This window comes from Paraburkholderia sp., assembly GCF_036488505.1.
Lineage (GTDB): Bacteria > Pseudomonadota > Gammaproteobacteria > Burkholderiales > Burkholderiaceae > Paraburkholderia.
The window spans coordinates 1-3,776 of the sequence record NZ_DASXHN010000520.1 but is presented as its reverse complement, the minus strand read 5'-3'; the positions used below and the strand labels follow the sequence as shown (position 1 = coordinate 3,776).

Here is a 3,776-nt window from a genome sequence, read left to right as displayed (position 1 = left end):
CCGGCGAGGCCCGCGAGGCCGCCGCTGATCAAAAGCGCGGTCCAGATGGTTTTCTTGTCGGAGAAACCGGCGTAGCGCGCGGCGAGCGGCGCGAGACCGCCGACGTTCATCCGGTAGCCCGCAAAACTCTTGCGCATGAAGACCCACACGAGCGGGATCGCGATCAGCGTGACGAACACCGACGCGTTCAGGCGCGTGCCGCGCAGCCATTTCCAGTGCCAGTCGCCGTAGAGCGTCGGATAGAGCGCGTCGCCGCTGAACATCTCGGAGAGCGGGAAGTTCATCCCTTGCGGATCGCGCCACGGGCCGCTCACCAGATAGATCAGCAACTGCGTGGCCACATAGGTGAGCATCAGGCTCACGAGAATCTCGTTGGTGTTGAAGCGGCTCTTCAGCAGCGCGGGAATCGCGGCCCACGCCATCCCGCCGAGCACGCCGGCAATCATCATGGTCGGCAGGATCCACCAGCCGGTGGCCTGATCGAAGTAGATCGCGACGCCGCTCGCGGCGATGCCGCCGAGCAGCATCTGCCCTTCGGCGCCGATGTTCCAGACGTTGGCGCGATAGCCGATTGCGAGGCCGAGGCCAATCAGGCACAACGGCGACGCCTTCAGCAGCAGTTCCGACCAGCCGTTCACGCTGGACAGCGGCTCGATGAAAAACGCGTGCATCGCCTGCAGCGGATCGCGGCCCACCAGGCCGAAAATCAGAAAGCCGATGGCGAGCGTGAGCAGCGCGGCGATCAGCGGCACGGCGAACTGCATCGTGCGCGAGGGCGTCGTGCGTGCTTCGAGTCGATAGGGAAGCATCATGGAAGCGGGTGATTTGTCTGGTTCTGTGTCTGTTATCCAACGCGACGATTCAGGCATGCGCGGGCTGTTCCGCCGAAGGCGCCGCATCCTCCCGGCCGCCGAAGAGGCCCGCCATCCAGCGGCCGATTTCCTCGGCATTGGTCGCCCCGGTCGCGCGCACCGGTGAGAGCCGGCCGCCGGCGAGCACCGCGATGCGGTCGCAGATGTCGAAGAGCTCCTCCAGTTCCTCGGAGATCACCAGAATCGCGACGCCGCGCGCGGCCAGATCGAGCAACTGTTGGCGGATGAATGCCGATGCGCCGACGTCGACGCCCCAAGTAGGCTGCGCAACCACCAGCACCTTGGGCGCCTGCAAAATCTCGCGGCCCATGATGTATTTCTGCAAATTGCCGCCGGACAGACTCTGCGCGAGCGCTTCCGGGCCGCCGCAACGCACGTCGAAGGCATCGATGCAGCGCCTGGCGAACGCGCGCATCGCGCCCGCCCTGATCCAGCCCGAACTCACCATCTGCTGACGGTGCGCGGTGAGCAGCGCGTTTTCCGACAGCGACATCGCCGGCACCGCGCCGCGGCCGAGGCGCTCCTCCGGCACGAAGCCGAAGCCGAGCGCGCGCCGGCCGCCTGCGCCCAGGCGCCCGGCGGGCTTGCCGCAAATCGTCACCGCGTCGGCGCGCGTGCCGCGTTTTTCGCCCGACAACGCTGACAGCAGTTCCGCCTGGCCGTTGCCCGACACGCCCGCGATGCCGAAAATCTCCCCGGCATGTACGCCGAACGACACGTCGCGCAGCGAGGTGCCGAACGGGTCGTCGCTTTCCACCGACAACTGCTTCACCTCGAGCAGCACGGCGCCGGGGTTGTGCTCGCGCCGCGTGTAATCAGGCAGCGAATGGCCGACCATCAACTGCGCGAGCGATGCATGAGTCTCGCCCTTCGGCTTCACATGACCGGTGACGCGGCCGCCGCGCATGACCGTCGCGGTGTCGCACAGCTCCTGGATTTCGTCGAGCTTGTGGCTGATGTAGAGAATGCTGCAGCCTTCGGCCGCCAGCCGGCGTAGCGTCGCGAACAGCTTTCTCACCGCTTGCGGCGTCAGCACCGAGGTCGGCTCGTCCATGATCAGCAGGCGCGGGTTCTGCAGCAGACAGCGCACGATCTCGACGCGTTGCCGCTCGCCCACCGTCAGGCTATGCACGTGGCGCTGCGGGTCGATGTCGAGACCGTAGTCGCCCGAGACTTCGCGAATCCGTTTCGAAAGCGTCTTCAGATCGAACGGCTCGTCGAGTGCGAGCGCGATGTTTTCGCCGACCGTGAGCGTCTCGAACAGCGAAAAATGCTGGAACACCATGCCGATGCCGAGCTTGCGCGCGGCCGCCGGGCTCGCGATCTCCACCGCCTCGCCTTCCCAGCGAATCTCGCCGGCGTCGGGCCGCACCGCGCCGTAGATGATCTTCATCAGCGTGCTTTTGCCGGCGCCGTTTTCGCCGAGCACCGCATGGATTTCACCCGGCGCGACGATCAACGTGACGTCGTCGTTGGCTCGCACGGCCGGATACTGTTTGGTGATGCCCTGAAGCATCAACCGGGGCGCCGCCTGTTCCGGCCTGTTTGCCGGCTGCGCGGCGGCGCCGTCGCTATAAGAAGAGTCGCTCATGTGATTCCGTAGTACGTCAGTGACTGCCGGTTGCCGCGCGTCCGTCCGCCTTGCCGGCGGGCGATCCGTCACCTTAACCGGGTGACAATACCTAATTCGCCCCACTCAGTCGAGCCGACAAAATTCCCGCAAACCCGCGCCGCAGCAAGCGCTGCGGGTATGCCACGCTTGACGCCGTTTTTCGGCCATATTAAAACGCATATACCCCCACGCCTATTCGATCAGCCTGCACATATATCTGGAGAGTCCATGAGTCAGCAACGCGAGGCGATCGACACGTACCTGCTGCGGGTGTTGCATACCTTGTTGATGGAGCGCAGCGTCACCCGCGCCGCCGTCAAACTGAATCAGTCCCAACCCGCGATCAGCGCGGCGCTGCGCCGGCTGCGCGACATCACCGGCGACCCGCTGCTGGTGCGCGGCAAGTCCGGCATGGTGCCGACCGAGTACGGCCTGCGGCTGCTCGAGCCGGTGCAGAACGCGCTGCGCGAAATCGAACGCATCCGGTTCCAGCAGCACAACTTCGATCCGGCCACGTCGATCCGCTGTTATCGAATCGGCTGTCCCGACTATCTGAACGTGCTGTTCGTGCCGACGGTGGTCGAACGTTTTCGCCAGGCCGCGCCGAATGCGACGCTCGAATTTCATTCGCTCGGCCCGGCGTTCGACTACGAGCTCGCGCTCGAGGACGGCAAGCTCGACATTGTCGTCGGCAACTGGCCGGAGCCGCCCGAGCAGTTGCATCTGTCGAACCTGTTCGTCGATCAGATCGTCTGCCTGATGGGCAACACGCATCCGTTCGCGAGGCGCGGCGGGCTCACGCTCGACCAGTATCTGAACGCGCCGCATCTCGCGCCGACGCCGTACTCGGTCGGCCAGCGCGGTGCGATCGATGTCCATCTTGCGCGCGAGCGGTTGAAGCGCCATGTGGTCGTCACGTTGCCGTACTTCAATCTCGCGCCGTACGTGCTGATCAAGTCGGACCTGATCTTCACGACGACGCGCCTCTTTGCCGATTACTACGCGAAGTTCCTGCCGCTCACCGTGGTGCCCGCGCCGCTCGATTTTCCGCCGATGCAGTACTACCAGCTGTGGCACGAACGCGTGCATTACTCCGACGAAGTGCGCTGGCTGCGCGGCCTCGTCGCCGAAGCAACCAGAACGCTGATCGCTAAGCCTTGACGCCGCTCGCGGCGCGGCTGGCATCCATGGGTTCTTCTCGTATGGATGCCGCCAGCGTCGCGTGCTTTATCCTCCGCTTTCCTGCGCTACACCGCCGCCTCGTACAGCACCCGTGCGAGCCGGTTGTGCCG

Annotated in this window: 3 protein-coding genes; 1 reads left to right on the top strand and 2 read right to left on the bottom strand. The window is 65.2% G+C overall.

Going from position 1 to position 3,776, the window contains the following annotated elements:
• Both VGH68_RS29590 and VGH68_RS29585 read right to left on the bottom strand, forming a co-directional pair.
• Positions 1–812, bottom strand: an 812-nt coding sequence (locus VGH68_RS29590; RefSeq protein ID WP_331607299.1) for an ABC transporter permease, incomplete at its 3' end; no start/stop codon positions are given.
• A 49-nt stretch (positions 813–861) separates the two neighbouring features.
• A complete protein-coding gene (locus tag VGH68_RS29585) occupies positions 862–2,463 on the bottom strand; it encodes an ABC transporter ATP-binding protein (protein ID WP_331607298.1) in 1,602 nt (533 codons plus the stop codon).
• Between the two features lie 249 nt (positions 2,464–2,712).
• Here VGH68_RS29585 and VGH68_RS29580 point away from each other — a divergent pair, with 249 nt between their 5' ends.
• Complete coding sequence (locus VGH68_RS29580) at positions 2,713–3,645, top strand: LysR substrate-binding domain-containing protein (RefSeq protein ID WP_331607297.1); 933 nt, start codon at positions 2,713–2,715, stop codon at positions 3,643–3,645.
• The last annotated feature ends 131 nt before the right edge of the window (positions 3,646–3,776 follow it).